The sequence below is a fragment of the Micromonospora sp. NPDC005173 genome, from assembly GCF_040608515.1.
Taxonomy (GTDB): domain Bacteria; phylum Actinomycetota; class Actinomycetes; order Mycobacteriales; family Micromonosporaceae; genus Micromonospora.
Genome location: NZ_JBEXIK010000002.1, coordinates 306,396 through 326,773, shown reverse-complemented (window position 1 = coordinate 326,773; position 20,378 = coordinate 306,396). Strand labels below are relative to the sequence as shown.

At 67.4% G+C, this 20,378-nt stretch carries 23 protein-coding genes and 1 tRNA gene; 8 read left to right on the top strand and 16 right to left on the bottom strand.

Translation table 11 applies throughout. The annotated features are described in order from the left end of the window. Positions 1 to 152 precede the first annotated feature (152 nt). A complete protein-coding gene (locus ABZV00_RS04585) occupies positions 153 to 1,115 on the bottom strand; it encodes a hypothetical protein (RefSeq protein WP_355601816.1) in 963 nt (320 codons plus the stop codon). A 210-nt stretch (positions 1,116 to 1,325) separates the two neighbouring features. Then, complete coding sequence (locus tag ABZV00_RS04580; protein WP_328426136.1) at positions 1,326 to 1,934, bottom strand: helix-turn-helix domain-containing protein; 609 nt, start codon at positions 1,932 to 1,934, stop codon at positions 1,326 to 1,328. Positions 1,935 to 2,150: 216 nt separating this feature from the next. Here ABZV00_RS04580 and cysS point away from each other — a divergent pair, with 216 nt between their 5' ends. Both cysS and rlmB read left to right on the top strand, forming a co-directional pair. Then, positions 2,151 to 3,566 (top strand): cysteine--tRNA ligase, encoded by a 1,416-nt coding sequence (gene cysS / locus ABZV00_RS04575; RefSeq protein WP_328421105.1) that lies wholly within the window; start codon positions 2,151 to 2,153, stop codon positions 3,564 to 3,566. Beyond that, the gene (gene rlmB / locus ABZV00_RS04570; RefSeq protein ID WP_328421103.1) at positions 3,566 to 4,699 is read left to right on the top strand and encodes a 23S rRNA (guanosine(2251)-2'-O)-methyltransferase RlmB; all 1,134 of its coding nucleotides are present in this window, start codon (positions 3,566 to 3,568) and stop codon (positions 4,697 to 4,699) included. The genes cysS and rlmB overlap by 1 nt, the downstream gene beginning before the upstream one ends. A 137-nt stretch (positions 4,700 to 4,836) precedes the next feature. Here the strand turns inward: rlmB and ugpC are convergent, their stop codons facing one another. Further along, on the bottom strand, positions 4,837 to 5,928 hold the full coding sequence (ugpC, locus tag ABZV00_RS04565) for a sn-glycerol-3-phosphate ABC transporter ATP-binding protein UgpC (RefSeq protein ID WP_355601813.1): 1,092 nt from the start codon (positions 5,926 to 5,928) through the stop codon (positions 4,837 to 4,839). A 353-nt stretch (positions 5,929 to 6,281) separates the two neighbouring features. Here ugpC and ABZV00_RS04560 point away from each other — a divergent pair. Then, positions 6,282 to 6,358 (top strand) — tRNA-Thr (locus ABZV00_RS04560). A 73-nt stretch (positions 6,359 to 6,431) separates the two neighbouring features. Here ABZV00_RS04560 and ABZV00_RS04555 read toward each other — a convergent pair. From ABZV00_RS04555 to ABZV00_RS04500, 12 genes are all read right to left on the bottom strand, one after another. Continuing rightward, the gene (locus tag ABZV00_RS04555; RefSeq protein ID WP_355601811.1) at positions 6,432 to 7,673 is read right to left on the bottom strand and encodes a site-specific integrase; all 1,242 of its coding nucleotides are present in this window, start codon (positions 7,671 to 7,673) and stop codon (positions 6,432 to 6,434) included. Next, positions 7,673 to 7,870, bottom strand: coding sequence for an excisionase family DNA-binding protein (locus ABZV00_RS04550; RefSeq protein ID WP_355601809.1), 198 nt, complete (start codon positions 7,868 to 7,870; stop codon positions 7,673 to 7,675). The genes ABZV00_RS04555 and ABZV00_RS04550 overlap by 1 nt, the downstream gene beginning before the upstream one ends. Positions 7,871 to 7,901: 31 nt before the next feature. Further along, the gene (locus ABZV00_RS04545; RefSeq protein WP_355601807.1) at positions 7,902 to 9,713 is read right to left on the bottom strand and encodes a replication initiator; all 1,812 of its coding nucleotides are present in this window, start codon (positions 9,711 to 9,713) and stop codon (positions 7,902 to 7,904) included. Beyond that, positions 9,713 to 9,979, bottom strand: coding sequence for a hypothetical protein (locus tag ABZV00_RS04540; RefSeq protein ID WP_355601805.1), 267 nt, complete (start codon positions 9,977 to 9,979; stop codon positions 9,713 to 9,715). Before ABZV00_RS04540 ends, ABZV00_RS04545 begins: the two co-directional genes overlap by 1 nt. After that, a complete protein-coding gene (locus ABZV00_RS04535) occupies positions 9,976 to 10,692 on the bottom strand; it encodes a hypothetical protein (protein WP_355601803.1) in 717 nt (238 codons plus the stop codon). Before ABZV00_RS04535 ends, ABZV00_RS04540 begins: the two co-directional genes overlap by 4 nt. Next, positions 10,692 to 11,096 (bottom strand): RRQRL motif-containing zinc-binding protein, encoded by a 405-nt coding sequence (locus ABZV00_RS04530; RefSeq protein WP_355601801.1) that lies wholly within the window; start codon positions 11,094 to 11,096, stop codon positions 10,692 to 10,694. The genes ABZV00_RS04535 and ABZV00_RS04530 overlap by 1 nt, the downstream gene beginning before the upstream one ends. After that, positions 11,093 to 11,392, bottom strand: coding sequence for a hypothetical protein (locus tag ABZV00_RS04525; protein WP_355601799.1), 300 nt, complete (start codon positions 11,390 to 11,392; stop codon positions 11,093 to 11,095). The genes ABZV00_RS04530 and ABZV00_RS04525 overlap by 4 nt, the downstream gene beginning before the upstream one ends. Then, entirely contained in the window at positions 11,389 to 11,829 is a 441-nt protein-coding gene (locus ABZV00_RS04520; RefSeq protein ID WP_355601797.1) for a hypothetical protein, read from the bottom strand. The genes ABZV00_RS04525 and ABZV00_RS04520 overlap by 4 nt, the downstream gene beginning before the upstream one ends. Before the next feature lie 87 nt (positions 11,830 to 11,916). Continuing rightward, positions 11,917 to 12,126, bottom strand: coding sequence for a hypothetical protein (locus tag ABZV00_RS04515; RefSeq protein WP_355601795.1), 210 nt, complete (start codon positions 12,124 to 12,126; stop codon positions 11,917 to 11,919). Beyond that, the gene (locus ABZV00_RS04510; protein WP_355601793.1) at positions 12,123 to 12,989 is read right to left on the bottom strand and encodes an FtsK/SpoIIIE domain-containing protein; all 867 of its coding nucleotides are present in this window, start codon (positions 12,987 to 12,989) and stop codon (positions 12,123 to 12,125) included. The genes ABZV00_RS04515 and ABZV00_RS04510 overlap by 4 nt, the downstream gene beginning before the upstream one ends. Positions 12,990 to 13,072: 83 nt before the next feature. Next, a complete protein-coding gene (locus ABZV00_RS04505; protein WP_355602023.1) occupies positions 13,073 to 13,960 on the bottom strand; it encodes a hypothetical protein in 888 nt (295 codons plus the stop codon). Positions 13,961 to 14,239: 279 nt separating this feature from the next. Next, the gene (locus ABZV00_RS04500) at positions 14,240 to 14,560 is read right to left on the bottom strand and encodes a hypothetical protein (RefSeq protein WP_355601791.1); all 321 of its coding nucleotides are present in this window, start codon (positions 14,558 to 14,560) and stop codon (positions 14,240 to 14,242) included. 175 nt (positions 14,561 to 14,735) lie between these two features. On the opposite strand from ABZV00_RS04500, the gene ABZV00_RS04495 reads away from it, so the two are divergent. Both ABZV00_RS04495 and ABZV00_RS04490 read left to right on the top strand, forming a co-directional pair. Next, the gene (locus tag ABZV00_RS04495; protein ID WP_355601789.1) at positions 14,736 to 15,494 is read left to right on the top strand and encodes an XRE family transcriptional regulator; all 759 of its coding nucleotides are present in this window, start codon (positions 14,736 to 14,738) and stop codon (positions 15,492 to 15,494) included. A gap of 4 nt (positions 15,495 to 15,498) precedes the next feature. Beyond that, the gene (locus ABZV00_RS04490; RefSeq protein ID WP_355601787.1) at positions 15,499 to 15,969 is read left to right on the top strand and encodes an NUDIX domain-containing protein; all 471 of its coding nucleotides are present in this window, start codon (positions 15,499 to 15,501) and stop codon (positions 15,967 to 15,969) included. On the opposite strand, the gene ABZV00_RS04485 is transcribed toward ABZV00_RS04490, so the two are convergent. Next, positions 15,957 to 16,523, bottom strand: a complete 567-nt coding sequence (locus ABZV00_RS04485) for an HD domain-containing protein (RefSeq protein WP_355601785.1) — start codon at positions 16,521 to 16,523, stop codon at positions 15,957 to 15,959. The genes ABZV00_RS04490 and ABZV00_RS04485 overlap by 13 nt on opposite strands. A 1,043-nt stretch (positions 16,524 to 17,566) precedes the next feature. Between ABZV00_RS04485 and ABZV00_RS04480 the strand changes: the two genes are divergently transcribed. From ABZV00_RS04480 to ABZV00_RS04470, 3 genes are read left to right on the top strand one after another with little or no spacing between them, the layout of a single operon-like run. Continuing rightward, positions 17,567 to 18,448, top strand: a complete 882-nt coding sequence (locus ABZV00_RS04480) for a DNA adenine methylase (RefSeq protein ID WP_355601783.1) — start codon at positions 17,567 to 17,569, stop codon at positions 18,446 to 18,448. Next, positions 18,435 to 19,409, top strand: coding sequence for a ParB/RepB/Spo0J family partition protein (locus tag ABZV00_RS04475; RefSeq protein ID WP_355601781.1), 975 nt, complete (start codon positions 18,435 to 18,437; stop codon positions 19,407 to 19,409). The genes ABZV00_RS04480 and ABZV00_RS04475 overlap by 14 nt, the downstream gene beginning before the upstream one ends. A 14-nt stretch (positions 19,410 to 19,423) precedes the next feature. After that, positions 19,424 to 20,341, top strand: a complete 918-nt coding sequence (locus tag ABZV00_RS04470) for a hypothetical protein (protein ID WP_355601779.1) — start codon at positions 19,424 to 19,426, stop codon at positions 20,339 to 20,341. Positions 20,342 to 20,378 lie beyond the last annotated feature (37 nt).

Below are 20,378 nucleotides of genomic sequence, written 5' to 3'. Positions count from 1 at the left end.
CCCCGACGCATTCCCGCGCCTCGGCCGTGCGGGCCTCGGCCGTGCGTGGCGCGACCGTGCGTGGCGCGATCTCGCGGGTTGATCGACTCAAGGTCGCCGGCGTGGCGGTATCAGGCTCATCCGATGCCCCCAGGTCGGCGACCTGAAGTCGATCAGCTCCCGGATGATCGGCGGCGCCAGCCGCGAGAGATCAGAGCCGACCGGACTTCGGCCAGCACGGCCGGGAAGTCGTTCTGCAACCGGCGGCTGGTCACGTGCAGCACCAGCCAGCCGGCACCGACGAGCAGGTTGAGCCGTTGGCGGTCGCAATGCAGTTGCTCGGGGTCCGAGTGCCATCGGCCGTCGTACTCCACCGCCACCCGGAACTCGGGCCAGGCCAGATCGGGGTGGAGCACGAGCCCTCCGGACAGCCGGATCGGGTGCTGAGCAATCGGCCGGGGCAACCCGCCCAGCACCAGACGTACCCGTAGCTGTGACTCGGGCGGCGACTGCGCACCCGGATCGGCCAGGTCGAACACCCAGTTCGCCCGCCGGCCACCCGGGCGCTCCGCGTTGGCGGTGGCGACGGCGGCCAGCGCGGACCGGCTGGTCAGGCCAACGCCGAGCAGCGAGTCGACGATGGTGACGGCCCGCAGCGGCTCCAACCAGGCCGCCGCCTCCCAGGCCGCGGAGGCGGGGTCGGTCCGGCGGAGTGTGGGTTGGGCCCTCCTCGCGGGAGGGGCGGTGGGCGGCAACGCTGCCTCACGCAGGACCGGGAACGTCGGTGCGCTGGCGCTGACCAGGTGCACGCGAAGGCCGCGTTGAGAGTCGACCCGGGCGGTCCTCGGCACCAGGACGTGCACGTCGTCGTCGAAGCCGGCGGCGTGCTCGATGCCGTGCAGGTAGGCCGAGGACGGACCGGCGATCAGCGCCTCCGCTGGCAGCCGCAACGCCGCGGCACGGCAGGCCAACTCGTGGTCGCGATCGAGCCGCGCGTCCGCGTACACGTCGTGCCGAAGGCGGACCCAGGACGCGCCGCGTAGCTGATGTCTGGTCACCAGGCCCTGCCGGATCACGTCGGAGCCGCGGAAGACCTGCCAGGCGAGGGCGAGAGGTCGGTGGGGGCGAGGAGGCATGTGCTCAGCCTCCGACCCCAGGCTGGGCACCCGACACCCCTGTGGACAGCGGCCGGCGGTCTCGTGCCGTGCGCCTGTGGACGACCGCCGGATGCCAGTTTGGCGTGGTATACGGCGAGATCATCACCGTGGCGGCGATGTGGCGGTGTAGAGCGATGGGGATACCGCAATATCGCCGATGCCGAGTCGATCAAGCCGGGCGGCGGGTGGTTAGCGGAGGGCGGCGGCGATGGCCGTGGCAGCGGCCAGCACCTGAGGGCCGACTGTGTCGACGTCCAACGGGGCGAGCGCGACCACGCCGACGCTGGCCTCCAACCCGGGTACGCCGAGCACCGGCGCGGCAACCCCGTACGCCCCGGACTGCAACTCGCCACTGCTGCTCACCGGCTCCGCCGCCCCGGACCGGCCGGCCAGGATGGCCCGACCCGCCGCGCCCCGGTCCAGCGGATGCCGCGCCCCGGTCCGGTACGCGACGTGGAACGACGTCCAACTCGGCTCGACCACGGCCAGGGCGACACCCTCGCCGCCCTCCACCACGGTCAGGTGTGCGGTCGCGCCGGCCTGCTCGGCGAGCCGGCGCAGCGCGGGCAGTGCCCCGTCGGCGAGCAGCGGCTGGGCGCGTCGGGCCAGGTGCAGCACCCCGGCGCCGAGGCGGAGCCGCCCGTCGCCGTCGCGGCGCAGCATGCCGTGCCCGGTCAGCGGGCCGACCAGCCGGTAGACGGCGGCCCGGCCGATGCCGAGCCGGTTCGCCACCTCGGTGACGGTGAGTCCGCCTGGCGTGTCGGCGACCAGGTGCAGCAGCCGCAACCCCCGGTCCAGGGTCTGCGCCGTCTCCCCGGACCGTCCGCCGCCCGGGACGGTCCGATCCGAACCGACGTCGGACGCTCCCGTAGGCGCGGCGGTGGCCGCGTCGAGCCGGGCACCGGCACCGCGGAGGGTTGGCGGCTCACCGGGGCGTGCGGTCGCATCCACGCCTGGCAGCGTACGACCCGGCACCGGCGGACTCGAACATGCGCGGACGGCTACCCTTGTACGGTGACGCTACGCCTGTATGACACCGCCACCCGATCGGTGCGGGACTTCGTCCCGCGGGAAGCCGGCAAGGTGGGGGTCTACCTGTGTGGTCTCACCCTTCAGGCCCCGCCGCACATCGGTCACCTTCGCTCCGGTGTCAACTATGACGTGCTGCGCCGCTGGCTGCTGACCGCCGGCTACGAGGTCACCTTCATCCGCAACCTGACCGATATCGACGACAAGATTCTGGTCAAGGCGGGGGAGCGGGGCCGGCCGTTCTGGTCGATCGCCTACGCCAACGAGCTGATCCTCGCCGAGTCGTACCGGGCGCTGAACGTGCTGGCGCCCACCTACGAGCCGCGCGCCACCGGGCACATCCCCGAGATGCACGAGCTGATCACGAAGTTGATCGCCGACGGGCACGCCTACCCGGCCACCGACGGCTCCGGCGACGTCTACTTCGACGTGGCGTCCTGGCCGGCCTACGGGTCGCTGTCGGGCCAGTCGCCGGACGCGATGCAGTCGGCCGGGGACGCCCCCGACCGGGGCAAACGGGACCCGCGCGACTTCGCGCTCTGGAAGGGCGCCAAGCCGGACGAGCCGGCGGACGCCTACTGGCCGTCGCCGTGGGGGCTGGGTCGACCGGGCTGGCACATCGAGTGCTCGGCGATGTGCTGGCGCTACCTGGGCCCGGAGTTCGACATCCACGGCGGCGGGCTGGACCTGACGTTCCCGCACCACGAGAACGAGATCGCCCAGTCCCAGGCGGCCGGGCTGCCGTTCGCCCGCTACTGGGTGCACCACGGGCTGCTCAGCATCGGTGGGGCCAAGATGGGCAAGTCCGCCGGCAACGCGCTGGACCTGAGGTACGTGGACTCGCTCGGAGTGCGGCCGGTGGAGCTGCGCTACTACTACGCCGCCGCGCACTACCGCTCGGTGATCGACTACTCGGAGGACTCGCTGCGCGACGCGGCCACCGCGTACCGCCGGATCGAGGGTTTCGTGCTGCGGGCGGCCGAGCGGGTCGGTGCCGGGCACCTCGGCGACCTGCCGACCGGCTTCGTCGCGGCGATGGACGACGACCTCAACACCTCCGCCGCGCTGGCCGTGCTGCAACAGCAGCTCCGGGACGGCAACACCGCGCTGAGCACCGGCGACGATGTGACCGTCCGCACCACGCTGGCCGCAGTACGGGCGATGCTGGATATCCTCGGGATCGACCCCCTCGACCCGGCCTGGACCGGTGGCGGCCGATCCGATGATCTGCGTGCCGTGGTGGACTCCCTGATCGCGCTGGCCCTGGAGCAGCGTGCGCAGGCCCGGGGCCGCAAGGACTGGGCCGCCGCCGATGCGGTACGGGACCAGCTCAAGCTGGCCGGCGTGGTGGTCGAGGACACCCCCCAGGGACCCCGTTGGACTATTGGAGAGCAGGACTGATGGCCGGCAACTCGCAGCGCCGTGGCCGGCGACTGACGCCGAAGGCGGGCGCCCCCAAGGGCACCGGCGGCAAAAACAAGGACTCCCTGACCGGGCGGGGCCGCACCCTGCCCGCCGACGAGCGGCCGTGGCACAAGGGGTACTCGGGCACCGAGAAGCTGCCCCAGCGCACCGCCTGGAAGCAGGACAAGGAGCGCCGCGCGGCGGCCGAGGAGGGGCGTGCCCCCAAGATCGGTCTGCCTGGCACCAAGGACACCACCTGGGGCAAGGGTGGCGGCCGTGGCGTTCCGGCGAACCGGGGTGGCAGCACTGGCGGCCGGGGCGGCAAGCCCGGCGGCCGGTCCGGCCCCCGGGTCGCCCCGGGGCGCAAGTCCAACCCGGCCAGGGACTCGCCGGAGCTGCTGGTCGGGCGCAACCCGGTGCTGGAGGCGCTGCGCGCCCAGGTGCCGGCGACGGCGCTGTACACCGCCCAGGGCATCGACATGGACGACCGGATCAACGAGATCATCCGGACCGCCGCCGACCGGGGCATCGCCAACCTGGAGATCAGCCGGGCTGAGCTGGACCGGATGACCGGCGGGGTGCTGCACCAGGGCGTTGGGCTGCAGGTGCCGCCGTTCGCGTACCAGCCGTTCGAGGACATGGTCGCCGCGGCCCTGGAGCAGCAGGCCCCGCTGCTGGTCGCGCTGGACGGTGTCACCGACCCACGCAACCTGGGTGCGGTGATCCGGTCGGCCGCCGCGTTCGGCGCGCAGGGTGTCTTCGTACCCGAGCGGCGGGCCGCCGGGATCACCGCGACCGCCTGGCGGACCAGTGCCGGCGCGGCCGCGCGGGTGCCGGTGGCGCAGGTCACCAACCTGACCCGATCGCTGAAGGCCTGCCGCGACGCCGGCTTCACGGTCGTCGGCCTGGACGCCGACGGTGACACCGACCTCTACAACCTGGAGGCCGCGGTCGGCCCCCTGGTGGTCGTGGTCGGCTCGGAAGGGCGCGGGCTGTCCCGGCTGGTCGGGGAGACTTGCGACCTGACCGTCAGCATTCCGATGATCTCCGAGGTCGAGTCGCTCAATGCCAGCGTGGCCGCAGCGGTCGCCCTGGCCGAGGTCTCCCGCCGCCGCGCCGCGGAACTGTAACGACGCGTCTTTGAGGCCCCGTTCCCGCTTGTCGGGGGCGGGGCTTCGTCGCGTCCGGGCCGAGGGATCTGACGGGTTCAGGCAAACAACAGGGGCGGCCCGCCGAAGCGGACCGCCCCTGTTGGTACGGCGTTACGTCAGATCCGGGCGCCCGTGGTGGCGTGGAAGACGTGGTTCCGACCGGTGCGCGGCTTGACGAACACGGTGTCACCCATGTTCGGCATGGTGCGCCGGTCGGTGCGGACGACGAAGCGCTCCGAGTTGCCACCCAGCGCGGCGTGGCCGTAGACGTTGGCGTCAGAGCCAAGGTCCTCGACCAGCTCGACCACGACCGGCATGCCGCCCTCGGTCGGGCTGACCAGCTCGCAGTCCTCCGGGCGGAAGCCCACGGTGACCTTGCCGTCGCCGCCCTCGGCGCGGGCCGCCTCGACCTGCTCGCGGGTCAGCGGGATGTGCAGCTCGGCGAACTCGGCGCCCTGCTCGTTCAGCGGGACGGTCTTGATGTTCATGGCGGGGGAGCCCATGAAACCGGCGACGAAGACGTTGGCCGGGGTGTCGTAGAGCGCCCGCGGGGTGTCCACCTGCTGGAGGACACCGTCGAGCAGCACCGCGACCCGGTGACCCATCGTCATGGCCTCGACCTGGTCGTGCGTGACGTAGACCGTGGTGACACCCAGCTTGGCCTGCAGCGACGCGATCTGGGTACGGGTCTGCACGCGCAGCTTGGCGTCGAGGTTCGACAGCGGCTCGTCCATGAGGAAGACCTGCGGCTCGCGGACGATCGCCCGGCCCATCGCCACACGCTGACGCTGACCACCGGAGAGCGCCTTCGGCTTGCGGCCGAGGTACTCCTCCAGCTGGAGCAGCCCGGCTGCCTCCTTGACCCGCCGGTCGATCTCCGACTTGGAGGTCTTGCGCAGCTTGAGGGCGAACGCCATGTTCTCGTACACCGTCATGTGCGGGTAGAGGGCGTAGTTCTGGAAGACCATGGCGATGTCGCGGGCCTTCGGGGGCAGGTGGGTGACGTCACGCTGGTCGATGTAGATCGAGCCGGCGTCGACGTCCTCCAGGCCGGCGAGCATCCGCAGGCTGGTGGACTTGCCACAACCGGAGGGGCCGACCAGGACGAGGAACTCGCCGTCGCCGATCTCGAGGTCCAGCTCGTTGACGGCGGGACGCTCGGTGCCCGGGTAGATCCGGGACGCCTTGGAATAAGTGACCGTAGCCATGGTGAAGCGCTTCCTTTCACCGGCAGGAACGTGCCGGACGATCCGAGTGAAGGAGCGACCGACACGTATCCGTGTCGGCCAACGGACGGCGGGTCGGTCGCGAGGGCGGCCGGACCTGTCGTCCGTGTCACTGCACGGTAAACGGCTTTCCCCGCGCTGCCAAGGCGCGGGAGCGCCGGACGCGGCCCATTGCCTACACAATCCGGTCAGTCGGGCACGGTCGGACATCAATCGACATACGGCTCGACCGCACGACGATGGATCAGCGTCGGGTTGTTGACGTTTCCCATGCTCGGGAGGCCTCGCGAGCGGGATATCCGGACGTCAGTCGCTATGCTGGCTTCGACGCGCGCGCCCCTGTAGCTCAGCTGGCCAGAGCACTCGCCTTGTAAGCGAGATGTCGCCGGTTCGATCCCGGCCGGGGGCTCCAATTCCACCAGGCTTTTCCCGACGGGCATTGCCGTGAGTCGACCGGTTGACAGCAACGCTGACAGCAACGGGACTTACGAGAGCTTGTCGTCGAGCTTGCCGAGCGCCTGACGCATCGCGTCGAGGTTGGCGTGAGCGTAGACCTTGAGGGTGATCTTCACGTCGGCGTGCCGGGCGATGGCCTGGACGACGTGCGGCGGGACGCCCATCTCCATCAGTAGCGATACGACGGTGTGCCGTAGATCGTGCAGGCGGACACCAGGCAGACCGGCGGTCTCGCGGAGCCGGGCGAACGAGCGGCTGAGGTTGGTGGGCTCGATGGGGGTGCCCCGCCCCGAGGGAAAGACGAGGTCGTGGTCCTCCCACACCTCGGCCAGAGCGGCCCGCTCTGCTTGCTGCCGCTCCTGGTGTTCGAGAAGCGTCAGCCAGGTGATCTCGGGCAGCGGCAACACAGCCTCCGAGTCCTCGGTCTTCGCGTCCTGGACGTGGAGCTGCCCGGCGACCCGCTGCACGGTCTGCTGCACCCGTAGCGTGCCCTCGTCCAGGTCGATATCCGACCAACGGAGGCCGACCAGCTCACCTCGACGAAGGCCCATAGTCGCCGCCACGACGTAGAGCGCGTGGAGCCGGTGACCGACTGCGGCGGCCAGGATCTTTCGTACTTGGTCGACGGACAGCCCTTTGCCGACCTTGTAACGAGGTGACGGGATTCGGACTAGCTTGGCGACGTTGCGCGAGACCAGCTCTTCCCGCATCGCGTGTTGGAGTGCGTTGCGGAGCACCGCGTGCACGAACTGGATCTGGCGGGCACTGGGGTAGTGCTGGCAGCAGCGGCCGACGGAGCAGCAGCGGCGTTCGACCGGACGGATCTTGTCGAGGCCGTTGGTGCAGCAGAGGCACTTATGACGGAAGCCATCCATGAAAGCCTTGACATGCTGGACCTGCAACCCGTCGAGACGCTTGGTGCCGAGGGCCGGAACGAGGTGCAGCCGTACCGCGCTTTCGTATCCACGAGCCGTGGTGGGCTTGAGGTCGCTGACGTATGCGGCCAGCCAGTAGGGCAGATAGTCGGCCAGCTTCCAGGCCTGATCAGGTACAGGAATGCCGCGCTGGGAGCGGGATTTCAGGTCAATGAGCTTGGCGTGGGCATCTTCCCAGGTCGCGCCGTAGACGAACCTCCGCTTGCGGGTGCCGTCGGTGGTGAGTACGTATGCCTGCCCGACCCAGCGGCCGTCGCTTGACCGCTGGTAGATCGAGCCTTCGCCGTTCGGATTGCGGCGGGCTGCGGGTTGGCGTTGCTTGGGTTCTCTGGGCATCAGGCGGCTTCTTTCGTGAGTGTGGTGATGGCTTCGTCGATGGCGGCGGCGGGGATGAGCCGGCGGCTTCCGACCTTGAAGGAACGGAGGCGACCGGAGCGGATCAGGTCGTAGACAAGCGAGCGGCCGATACCGAGCGCTCGGGCGGCTTCCTCGACGCGTAGCACGCGAGGAGTGATGGGAGTGGGGGCGTTCATCGGTTGGCCTTCCTCGTGTGGTGTGGCGGGGTCAAGCTGCGGCGAGCACCGCATCGGCGGGGGCGGTGCCGAGTTCGTGGGCGAGTTCTTCGCGGCCGGCGGTTCGTCGCTCGCGCGCCATGGCGGCGGCGGTATTGGCGAGCAGGGCGTCTCCGGTGGTGTGCCAACCGACGCCGGCGAAGGTGAGGGTGCCGACGATGAGCGTCGTGTCGTCTTCGTCGAGGTGGTCGACGGCCCGGAGGGTGCCGGTCTGCTCGTCGGCCTGGTCCTGGTGCTCGTGCCGCCGGAAGCTGACGCGTGTGTCGCGCAGGAGTTGGAAGGTCACCGAGTAGCGGCGGGCTTTGGTGAGGAAGTGGCCGCCGAAGCCGAGCATGTGCGCCCACCGCCGCAGCCGGGCATAAGGGTTGGCCGTCACCGGTTTCGCCGGTTTGGTGTCAAGGCTGGCTTGACGCTCGGCGATGCAGACGGGGCAGGCGGCGTAGCGAGTGTGGGTGCCGCAGTCGGGGCACTCCCAGCGGTCGACGAAGCCGGGCCGGGGTCGGTCGTCCCGGGGCCGTTGCGTGAGCGGGACGGGTGTGGTGGTGGGTCGGCCGGTGTGCCAGCAGGCGTCGATGAGGCGGGCGGTGTGATCGCCGTCGGGGTCGGCGTAGTCGCCGATGGAGTCGGCGTCGAGCCTGACGGAGCGGTGCCCGGTTACCTCGGTGCTTTTGGTGGCGTACTTGGCAAGGTAGCCGGCGACCATGCTGTCGGTGACGTCCCCGTCTCCGGTCAGGCTGATGGGTCGGATGTCGAGGCCCTTGCCCGGGTCACCCCATGCGATCGTCCAGCCTGCGGGCTGGTCGGGGTGGGTGGTGGTGGTGAAGGCGACCTGCTCGACGGCGGCCCGGATCGCGTCGTCCAGGTCGGCGACCGTGAAGGCGGCCGGCGGCGGGATGACGGCGGTCGAGTCGTCTGGGTGGACGCCGTCGAGGCGCACCAGGGCGTGGAAGTGCACTGCCCCTCGTGCCTGAAACTCGGCCACCTTCCCGTGAGACAGCCGAACGGGCGGAACCTTGCGGGTGTTACCGGAGGCGGTGATGACCTGGACGCGGGGGATGCCGCGTCGGCGGGCGAGTTTGGCGAGCCATCGTTCCGCGGCTTGTTTGGTGCGGTGCCACAGCTCGCCGGAGAACAGGTTCCAGACGACTTGGTGGGTGTGGTCGTAGCAGTCCAGGCACAACGGCTGCCCGAGCACCTGGTCCCCGGACTCATGTCGCGCCCAGCAGACGGCCGGCCGGCCGTGGGGGCAGAGGCCGGCGGCGGGGTCGGTGGCGCGGCGGGCGTGGCACGGCTCAGCGCGGCAGTCGCAGCGTTTGCGGTTGCCGCAGGTGTGCCGCTTGACCGCCCGGGTGTGCACGCTGCCAAAGGACGGGGCGGTGAAGGTGGCGAACACCGCCGGGTGTTGCGCGACCGATTCGGGGACACCTTTGCCGCCGATGAGGCCGGCGCGCAGGAGCTGGAAGGCGTCGCGTTGGTAGGTGTGGGCGCAGGCGGGGCAGACGGTGGCTCGGCGGTTACCGCAGGCGGTGTAGATCGCGGCGTCGGGCATGGCGTCGGTGTGCCGCTGGTCCAGGACGCGGCCGGTGCCCTGCTCGACGGTCAGGAGACTGCCGGCGAGGCGGATGGGCCGGGTGCAGCCGGCGGCGGCGCGGACGTGTTCCAGCCAGCCGAAGTAGTCGGGTTGGGTGGCGCGGGTGAAGGCGGAGCCTTCGGCGGTGTAGTCGTAGACGGGGATGGTGTCGGCGTTCGAGCCCACACCCCGGGCCGTGATGGTCTGGGGTGTGAGGTCCAGCGTCGAGGCCATCAGCCGCGTGCCTCGGTGAGGTGGCGGGTGGTGATGGTGCGTTCGGTGACGATGACCCGGCAGGCGCCGCACTGGCGCTTGGCCGGTTCGTGCCGACGGCAGGGAATCAGGGCGGTCGTGTCGCCGCAGCGGATGGTGACCGGTGCCCTGCAAGGGCCGCCAGGGATGACGTCGACCAAGGTTCGGCGGATGTCGAACGGGTGCGCGTCGGGGTAGGCGGGGCAGGTGTGGGTGACCTGCTCGATGTCGACCAGGTAGATGGTCATCGGACACCACCACCGATGGTGGTGAGGAGCTTCCCGGCGACGGCCGGGGTGATGTCGAGCCGGTCGGCCAGCTCGGCGGGAGTGATGGGTGCTCCGGTGGCCTGTTCGTGCTGCACGGCCGCGAAGCGGGCAGTGGGCAGCAGATAGGCGGGGACGTCGACCGGCTCCGGGGCCGGCGCGGTGACAGGTTCCGGCTCGACGGGCGGGGCCGGGGTGATGGCGACGGGTGGTGCCGGCTCGGTGGTGACCTGCTCGGCCACCTGAACGCGGATCGGTTGCGCCGGCTCAGAGACCGGTGGCATGGGCTGCGGGGTCGGTGCGGGGGCGAGGACGAGTTTGACCAGGGCCATGAACGCCAGCGCGGGAACAGCCGAGAGGAGCCATCCGGAGGGTCCGGGTTTGGCGACGGCCAACTGTGCGGCGAGGGAGAGGCCGGCGGCGGCGATGAGCAGGGTCATCGGGTAGCCGATGGGTGCGCCGGTGCGGCGGCGTCGGCGGATGGTGAGTAGGGCGGCGATGGGGACGAGTTCGGAGATGACGGCGTTGGCCCAGCCGAACCATCCTGGGGTGTTGGTGGGGCTGTTGGCCATGGTCCAGTCGTGGACGTGGGTGAAGGAGGCTGCCCCGGCGGAGCCGCCGACGATGATGAGGATGAGGACCAGGACCAGGCCCTCCAGGCGGGTGCCGGCGCTGGCCGGAGTGGTGGTGGGCATCAGTGGCCTCCGTGGCAGTCGAGGCAGCAGCCGTAGCGGCGGGGGATGTAGTAGGGCTTCACCTGGGCGCAGACACCGCAGGTGCGGCGGGCGCGGAGCGCTTTGGCGATGGCCTCCCGCTGGGCGGGGGTGGCGGTGCGCTTCGCTTTGGCGAGGTCGGTGCGGTAGAGGTAGGCGACCCGGCGGTTTTTGCGGTGTCTCCAATAGATCTGGGCGACCGGGTCCTGTCCTCCGGGGCGAAGGCCGGCGGCGCGGAGTTGCCGCAGGGTGGCCAGGCCGTTGGGTGCCCCTTGGTAGGGGAAGGTGGGGAACCCGTAGCGGGTGCCGAGCGGGTCGTAGAACTCGACCCGGATGCCGGTGCGGTCGGCCAGGTTGTCGAGGTCGACGCTGCGAAGGTCGGTCATGGCCGGTCTCCCCAGCGCTGCTGGGCGGCCTGGCGGGAGATGCCGAGCCGTTGGCCGATTTCGGCCCAGGAGTAGCCGAAGGCCCGCAGGCCAATCACGGCTTCACCGATCGCGTCGTCAATGACCGATGACAGGGCGACGAGGTCGCGGAGGGCTTCGACGTCGCCGGTGGCGACGCGGCGGCCGTGGGCGCGGATGATGCGCCGAGCGAAGCCCGCGAACTGGTCGTTCTCGACGACCTCCCGGCGTCGCTGGCGGGGCAGGTTGGACGTCAAGGACTTCTTGACGGTGTTCATCGCGGGTCACCTCCGGCGTTGCGGAGGGAGTCCCACTCGTTGGCAGCCGCCGTGAGGGCGGTGATGACCTGCTCGGCGGTGCGGGCCGGGTCGTCGTTCCACGAGTAGGGGGAGGTGTGCTCGTCGAGCAGGTAGCCGTCTTCGTCGATGAAGAAGACCGGGGCGGTGGTGTCGAGGTAGTCGACGAACACGCCGAGGGCGGCGAGGTAGTCGGCGAGGGCGTCGGGGTCGAGTTGGGAGAAGTGCTCGACCGGGTGTCCGGCGCAGGCGATGCCGATGGCCCCGGCGGCGCAGGCCGGCGGGGTGAGGGTGTCGGTGGTGTTGGCGTAGTAGGTGCCCTGGTGCCAGCCGTGCCGGCGCAGGTAGAGGGCAGCCATCCGCAGCAGGTCAGCGGGTGTGACCGGCGCGGGGGTGAGTGGGTTTTGGGTAGCCTTCATGGCAGCCACGTCCTTTCAGAAGGGCTTGGTGGGAGGTCGGCAGGACCGGCAGTTGCTGCCAGGCGAAGTCCCGGTCCTGTCGGCCGATCAGTGAGTGCGTAGCCGCAGGTAGCGGCGGTGGCGGTTGTCGTCGCCGCCCATGCGGGTCGGCGCGGAGGCGTAGACGAGTCGGCCGCTGGCGGAGGCGACCTGGACCATGGCGGCGATGTCCTCGGGACGGCCGATGACCCACAGTTCGGTGTATTGCGCAGCCCGCTGGTTGTTGGCCTTGGCGTAGGTGTGCTCGCGGGTGGTCATGCCGCCATCTCCCACTCGGTGGGGTTGACCGCCGGGACGGTGTTGGTGGGGCGGCGGGTCCAGGCGGCGTAGTCGGCGATGTTGTAGATGTCGGTGTCGGTGAGGTAGGCGGCCTTGATGCGGCGGGGTACGCCGCCTTCGGCCAGGAGGTAGGCCGCGCCTTGGTTGGTGGGCGAGATGTCGGAGGCGGTGTAGCCCTGCTCGGCCCAGCCCTGACCGAGGATGATGTTCGAGCTGTTCAGCGAGGTGCAGCGGAACGCGGCCCGGTAGCCGAACAGGTCCCGCAACGAGGCGGGGATGATGTCCCACGACGGCCGCTGAGTCGCGGCAACGACGGGCATGCCACAGGCACGGCCCAGGGAGACGAGCCCTCGCAGCAGGGTGGAGAACTCCTCCTGCTGGGCCTTGGTGCCGAGCACCGTGGAGAACATGGCGAGTTCGTCGATGATGGTGACGATGACGGACATGCCGTCGCCGTCGGCGAGCTTGCGGCGCCGGTTGGCAAGCAGCCAGGCGTAGCGGTTGGTGGCCACGACCAGGAGGCGACGCAGCACGTCGATGCCATGGTCGATGTCGGGGCCGATGAACGCGTCGGCGAGGTCGCGCCAGGGTCCGAGTTCGACGAGTTTGGCGTCGAAGAGCACGAGGCGAGTGTTGTCGCACAGGGCGGCGTGGCCGCAGATGTTGTTGATCAGGCCGGACTTACCGCCGCCGGGTTCGCCTGCGGTGAGCAGGTTGCGGTAGATGACGTCCAGGTAGACGGGTTGGCCGAACTCGTCGATCCCGATGAAGATCGGGTCGAACATCGACAGGCCAGGACCCACCGGCACCGCATCAGCGGAGGTGGGAATCGTGGTGGTCATGGGTGCCCTCCTTGGGCGTTGGTGGGCGCGAGGAGCCACACGAACGAGCCGCAATGGCTCCTCGCGTCCCGGTTGGGCGTAGGTCAGATCCAGTCGGAGGTGTCGTCGTCCGGCACAGACGACGACGAGGAAGCCGCGGGCTTACTGCCGTTGGCGGTCGTGGCCGGCTTCTTCACCGGCTTGCCCTGGGTCGGAAGGGTGATCGTCGGAGCGTCAACGTCCGGCAGATCCAGGGCGGTGGGAACCGTCAGCGGCGAGGCCGAGACGGGAGCGGCCGGGTCGATCACGTCGACCAGCGGGGAACCGACGTGAGCGGTCAGCACCTCACGGCGTTTGATGTCGAACCGCAGGTAGGCGGCGTTGTTCTCCGAAGCACGCTCAATGAGCACGGTGGAGGCGTGACAGGTCACCGCGATCTTGTCGAGGCGACCATCCAGGTCCTTAGCGGACAGGCCAGGGCGCAGGTAGACCCAGACCCGCTCGCCGACCGGGGTGGGACGTGCCCACAGGATCAGCGGCAGGCTGCCGGACTGGTTGGCGATGATGAACTGCGCGAAGCACACGCGCAGCCGATGCCGGACGATCAGGCACCACGCCCAGGCTTTGACCTGACGGCGAACCGGGCGGATGGCGGCGGGAACGCCGACGACCAGGGCGACCACGAGCAGGGTCACCAGGGTCGGGGTGTGGTCAGCGAGCTGCACCCACGCGGTGAGCAGCAGAACCGCCAGGGCGGTTTCGAGGCTCCACCACCACAGCAGCCGGATAACCGGCCAGACGCGGACGAGCAGCCACACGGCGGCACCGGTCGGAACGCCGATCAGCGCGCCGACGAACAGGGACACGATGGGGTGCCAGTAGGAAGCGGCCACCACGGCCGAGAGAAGGCCGACGATGACCGCCGTGAGGATGAACGCCATCTTGGCGTTGCGTGCGGAGGAACGGTGGACCTTGGCCTCGATGACCGTCACCGTTCCGGTTGACCTGCCGGCGAACCGGCGAGGGCTAGACTTGGACACGACGAGTCCTCCCAAGCACTTGGGTCGGATGAGTTGGAGGGCACGGGGTCGGCAGATGTAGGAGTCGGACCGACCCCGCGCCAGCTCTTACGGGGGATGCCACCACCACAGGTGATGACCAGGCCGGGAATGTAGGAGTCGGAACCACTCCCGGACCATGAATCTCAGCGGACCATCAGGCCGCCACGTGCGTCAGACACCAGGGCTCACACAGCACGGTGAGCGAGGGACCTACTTAGCCGCCGAGTTACCAGCCTTCGACTTCAGCGAGATCGCACGGAACGCGACGCCGTTACGCCCGTTGGTCGCCCACGGAATAGCCTCCAACTGCTCGACAGCGACGAGCTGTCCCACCGTCACGCCCGGCTTCTCACCCGCCGTGGTGATGGTGATGATCTCGCCGCCAGTCTCGTCGAGCACGAAGACCTGGGTCGACCACATGAGCCGGCCAGTGTTCTTCTCCGACCGCTGATTGCCGTTCTGGTCGTTCTTCGGCTCCGGGTCCTTCGTCACCTGAACCTGCTTGCTCTGGGTGTCCACGTACAGCTTCACAACGAACCTCCTGTGTCTTGGCCAGGTGTTGAGCTAGTCCCCGGTGGACTGTTGCTCTTGGCCTCTCCGGATAAGGCTCCCGGAAAGCCAGGGACAACCCATCCGATGGGCTGGACGACTAAGGGACGTCTTGGTTACGATAAATGCGTCCCGAGTCGTCCCTTGAGGAGGATCAATGCCGAACGATCGGCTGCGCGATGCCATCCTGCGCAACGGCCTGACGCCGGTCGCTGTGGCCGACAAGATCGGGGTCGACGCGAAGACCGTGGAACGGTGGATCACTCAGGATCGGACGCCGTACCCCCGTCACCGGCATGCAATCGCGGCGATGGTGCGGGAAGACGTGCCGTACCTGTGGCCGGACGCGGTGACCCCGGAGAAGGCGTCGAGAATCGGACAGAGCGAGTTGGTCCAGCTCTACACCCGGCGATCTGCCGTGCCGTACGACCTTTGGGGCCGACTGATCGAACGCGCAGAGAAGCGGATCGACGTGCTGGCCTACGCTGGCCTGTTCCTCGTGGAGCAGGACCGCAAGCTCGTTGAAACCCTGCGTCAAAAGGCTGTTGACGGCGTTGCGGTGACGATTCTGATCGGAGACCCGACCAGCGAGGCGATCGAGCGGAAGAGCATCGAGGAAGGTGCGCCGGGTGTGATGGCGGCGAAGATCCGTCAGGTTCAGCAGTACTACAACCGGCTTGACGGTGCGCCCGGGGTGAAGGTCGGCTACCACGACACGACTCTTTACAACTCGATCTACCGCTTTGATGACGAGATGTTGGTGAACATGCATGTGCTCGGGTTTCCGGCGCCACACGCGCCAGTGATGCACCTGCGCAAGCTCAACGGTGGCGACCTGTTCGGCACATACGCCGACAGCTTCGACCGGGTCCTGGCTGCCTCGACCAGTCAGCCACGCGGCGAGGTGGCAGCCTAAGAGCATGGCGAGAACCGAGCACTACCACGACCCGAGCGCGCCGAAGGCCAACAGCATCGTCGTCGCCGTCTCCGTCTTCGTGCGAGACGAACACGGGCGGGTGCTGCTCATACAGCGCGCCGACAACGGCCTGTGGTCCCTGCCCGGTGGCGGCCAGGAGATCGGCGAGTCGGTCGCAGAGACGGCAGTCCGGGAAACTCACGAGGAGACCGGCATTAGCGTCGAGGTGTCCGGGATGGTTGGCGTCTACTCCGACCCCGGTCACGTCATCGAGTATTCAGACGGCGAAGTGCGGCAGCAGTTTTCGCTCTGCTTCCACGCTGTACCGGTCAGCGGCACACCAACCCCGAGCGACGAGTCACATGACGTCCGTTGGGTGGCCCGCGACGAGCTGGCCGCGCTCGACATCCACCCGTCGACCCTGCTCCGCATCACTCACGGCTACGAGGAACGCCGCGAGCCCTACATTGGCTGACGGACGCCGCCGGCGAGCCGACGCTGAGTCCGCCGCACGGCAGCGACCATCTCCGGTTCCGCCCGGCCAATGAACCGGGTCACCAGGTGCTCTGGCCCGTACCGCGATCTGATCTCCGCCAGCCGCTCCAACACCTCGAAATCCTGGCCATCCGGCCCGGTCGTCATGTCCGAGCAGCAGAGAGCGTCGGTTACCGCGGTTTCCTCCCGAGGGAACTCGGCAGCCAGTACCTCGCCGAGCCCGCGCTCCTCGGCTTCCAGCCACGCGCAGGAGTGATGAGCCACCAGGGCGGCAATCCGCTCGTTGAACCGCTCACGGCGCAGCCAGCGACCACCATCGAGCGAGTGGAAGCCGGTGTCGACCAGGTCAGGGCTGTAGCCCACATCGTGTAGCCACGCCGACGCTACAAGCACCTCGCGATCCTCGGCCGGGACTGCTGCGCTGATCTTGTCCGCCTTGGCAGCGACCGCCTGGACGTGACTCCATCGACGGGGCAAAGGCGTCTCCAGCAGGTGTCGCGCAACTCCCTGGGCGGTGTCGACGAGGGCGGCCATGTCGCCAGGGTACGGAGCGACCCAGCCCGCGCACCATCCCGTGGTCCGTGGTCGACTGGGCGAGGGCGGCCGGACTGCCGGCGAAGTGGTTCAAAGTTTCTGTACGTCTTCAAGGCGGCCCTTGACGGGCCGCACGCGCCGCCGCCTGGGCGCGCGCCGGCCGCTGCCGCTGTCGCTCTGCGGCCGTCACGCCTGATGCCCGGCGGCTGGCGCGGACAGCGGGAAGCCCAGGGGGCCGCCGCAGAACGACAGACCGTTGACCGGGAGGGTGGTGGGCCGGCAGCCGGCCGGGCCGCGCGGCCACGAGCCCGCGCGGCGTAGGGGAGCGGATGCCGGCCGCGTCGGCGAGTTGGCGGCGGTCGCGGGGTTGCGGTCACTGCGCCTCCGGCGGGGGCGCTCCGGCTCCAGGATGGCCGGGGCTCCGCCTGCGGGTCACGGTCCGTGGGTGGTTGCGGAAGGAGCCGTCCCGCCTGCCATCGACCCGGGCAAGCCGAGCAGACCACCGCCCGACCCGCCAGCGTCCGTACGAGCCGTCAAGGTCCGCTTGACATGGCGGGCCGGGCGGCAGCCTGCTCCCTAAAGGGCGGGTCGACGGCACACGGGACGGCAGCAAATGAGGGCGATGCCGACACAACGAGGAATTTGCCCGGAATGCCCTCTGGGATGTTGCTGCGATCCATGTCAAGATGTAGCGCAGGTTGATCTTTCATGTCGGAGGCCATGCAATGCCGGTCCGCTACATGGGCACGAAGCGGTACCTGGCGACACATGTGCGTAACGCCATCATGTCTGTCCGCCCAGACGGGCCGGTGATCGACCTTTTCTCGGGCATAGGCGCGGTGGCATCGGCAATGGCCCCTGACGTTCATGTCATCACTAACGACGCTCTCGCTTTCACCACAGTCTTGGCGAGGGCCAGGTTCCTCGGGGGCGACCGGACCGTTGCACCCAGCTTGGTTCCTACTGTCCGGAACCTGTTCCGAGACAGGGAACAGCAGTTGCGCCGGCAGTACCGTGACTTCCTTGCGAGGGAGTCGTCGGCCTTGGAGGGCGACTGGCAGTCGCTGGCGAGCTTTATGGAGGAGTTTCCTCACGTAGGAAACAGCAGCGATGCGGCGAAGGCAGCTGCCGCGGCAGGTGCTTGCACCACGAGCGACAAATACTGCCTCGCAACCCTTTACTTCGCTGGCGGATACTTTAGTCTTCGTCAAGCAATTCACCTTGACGCATTGAGGTACGCGATCGAGAGTGCTGACCTGGGCAATGCTGATAGAAACTGGCTATTGGCAGCCTGGATTAGCAGTGCTGCGGTGGTGATCAACGCTCCAGGGCATACCGCTCAGTACCTGAAGGTGTCGGGCGAGATATCTCAGGCGCGAGTCCGGAGAGCTTGGCGTAGAAATGTGTGGGATGTGTTCCTGGATCGACTGACGCAGGTCAGTCAAGAGGGCACTGCCGCTTGGCGCTCAGGTAATAAAGTATTCAACGATGAGGCGCTCTCGCTTGCCGCTTCCGATAAGGTCGATGGCGTCGGTGCAATCTACGCCGATCCTCCTTATACCAAGGATCACTATTCTCGCTACTATCACGTATACGAGACGCTCTTTCGATACGACTTTCCCGATTCGGCGGGTGCTGGCCGGTACAGGAGCGATCGATTCGTAACAGAATTCTCGATTAAGACCAAAGTCTCAGGCGCGTTCGAAGCGTTGGCGGCGGCAGCGAAGAAGCGGGATGCACCGTTGGTGCTGTCTTACCCAGACAACGGCCTCTTGGTGGGAGCCGGGGTGGAGCTGGGCGAGCTTCTGAGGTCGCACTTCAACCACGTTGCGGTGATGAGCTTCGGCCATGACCACTCCACGCTCGGAGCGTCTCAGGGCGAACAGAAAAAGCGAGCGGTGGAGAACATCTATGTCTGTTCCTGACGCGGTAGTAGCCACCCCCATCTTCACGTCTCTCCAAGAACTCGACGTTGAACGGGTAAGGCCCAACGACCAAAATCCCCGCCTGATCTTCCCGCCAGAAGAGATTGAAAAACTCGCCGAATCGATCGAAAACGAGGGAATCCTAGTACCCATCGTTGTATACCCCGATGGCGAAGAGTTCGTCCTTATCGACGGCGAGCGCCGTTTCAGGTGCGCGAAGATCCTGGGCCTGAAAAAGGTTCCCGCAGTAGTGACCTCTCCCAAGAGTCCTCGGGAGAACTTGGTCCAGATGTTCAACATCCACCTCATCCGAGAGCCGTGGAAGGACATGCCTACGGCGTGGGCGCTCGGCAGACTGATAGACGACATTAAGGCCGAGACTGGACGTGAGCCGAATGATGGTGACCTGTCAAACTTGACAGGGCTATCAAGAGAGCGAATCAGCCGGTATCGGCACGCACTCACCCTATCTGAAGAGTATCAAGGCTACATAAATGACGGCACAATTCCTCTGAACTGGTTTTGGGAGCTTAAGCGGAATGTCATTGAGCCCATGGTCCGCCAGCGACCTAAGGTTGCGGAGGAGTTTGGCGAGGAGGGCATTACCGAAGCGTTTGTGGGCAAGCGACTTGATGGCGTAATTACCGACACAGTATCGCTCCGCGATGTTCGGCCGATCATTAATTTCGCTGCGAAGGACGCAGATACAAGCGAAGACCAAGAGTCGGTGCTTGACGGGACTCTGCGGGATCTGATCACCGATCCCAATCAAACGATCGAGGATGCTTACCAAGATAGCGTCCAGATCATGGTGGAGGCGGACAAGCTGGAACGCCGCACCGGAAACATGGTCACCAGCTTCCAACGCTTACTCACTCGCGTTCGAACCGACGACGAGCGCGAGCACGTCGTGTCCATTGGCAAGGCCTTTATTGAGAGGCTGAAGCAGGTCCTACGGTAGCTAAGGACGCCGAGATGTATGAGGAAGAGGTCCTCGACGAGATTGGCTTGCTGCAAGCCCTTCAGCCAACGGTTGGCGAAATTGTAGCGTCGATCTCGACCAGTGACGCCGCTTGGGTCGTACCAAGTGAGCCGATCGATCTTGGCGAGGTTGCTTGGTTGCCGAGTCTCGTAAAAGAGTCGAGCAAGGACATCATGTATGTGCACCTTGCGGCTGAGATGCGTCCATACCTGCTGCGACGGCTCCGAGCTGCCAAGAGTGATGGCTGGAAGGTGCACGTCGCGGTCGACTTCCTCGCGCTTTCGGATACGAACACAGTCCTTGCTCTAGGCGAGCTAGACGCTTATGTGCATCTGATCAAGGGAAATGCCGTACAGGCGGGCGGTCATGTCTTGACTGTCTTGTCTGATGAATCCGTGCCCGTCGAACAGTCCGTTCGGTCTGCACTTGCGAAGGCGACCTGGGGCCTGCGAGATGACGGTACGAAACAGGAAAAGGGCAGGCGGCTCGAAGCCCTCCTGGCGTTTCTCCTCGGCCAAGTTGATGACTTCATTGTGAAGGAGAAGAACTTTCGGGGCGACACCGATGAGATCGACATTATCCTCCAGTTGAGCAAGGTGTCCGCGCGGTGTTGGTACAACAGCAGCGCGCCCTTTATTCTCGTGGAATCCAAGAACTGGGTCGATCCAGTGCCCCAAAAAGAAATCTCGGCATTCATATTCAAACTTCAGACTAAGAGAGGTCGAAGCAAGATTGGCCTCTTCTTTTCCAAGGGCGGATATACGTCTGATGCTGAGCAGCAGGAACTAAAGCTCGCCGCTACAGATCTTGTAGTCGTGCTCATAGGTCCGGACGAGATTGTTGAGTGGATTTCTCACGAGGACCCAGACGACTATTTGGAATCAAAGGTACGCCACAGTATGTTGCGGTAAAGCTGGACCAGTTGCGTTTGCAAAGCAACGCAGTCGA